Origin of the sequence: Pseudomonas sp. SIMBA_068, from assembly GCF_046534705.1 — a bacterium.
Lineage (GTDB): Bacteria > Pseudomonadota > Gammaproteobacteria > Pseudomonadales > Pseudomonadaceae > Aquipseudomonas > Aquipseudomonas putida.
The window spans coordinates 1-245 of record NZ_JAWRYI010001363.1 but is presented as its reverse complement, the minus strand read 5'-3'; the positions used below and the strand labels follow the sequence as shown (position 1 = coordinate 245).

At 53.9% G+C, this 245-nt stretch carries 1 pseudogene; it reads right to left on the bottom strand.

Going from position 1 to position 245, the window contains the following annotated elements:
- Positions 1-245 (bottom strand): annotated as a pseudogene (locus SB756_RS34070) (chitinase); the annotation flags it as partial.

The following is a 245-nucleotide window of genomic DNA, read 5'->3' as shown; positions in this document are numbered from 1 at the left end:
GTTGTAGTACTGCGGCGCGATGAAATCGTAGTAACCCTCCAGTGCCTGGATGTAGGCGACGTACGCCCCGGTCGTGACGAGATAGGGGAACTCCGGTGCCATGCTGATAATGAAGTGTTTGCCTTCGCCCGCGTAGTGATCCTTCACCAGTTTCAGTGCAGCCGGCAAAACGGTCTTGTTGTTGGCGGTGTGAATGGCTTTCTGCTAAAGGTCGATGTCCAGCCCATCGAAACCATAAGTTTCCA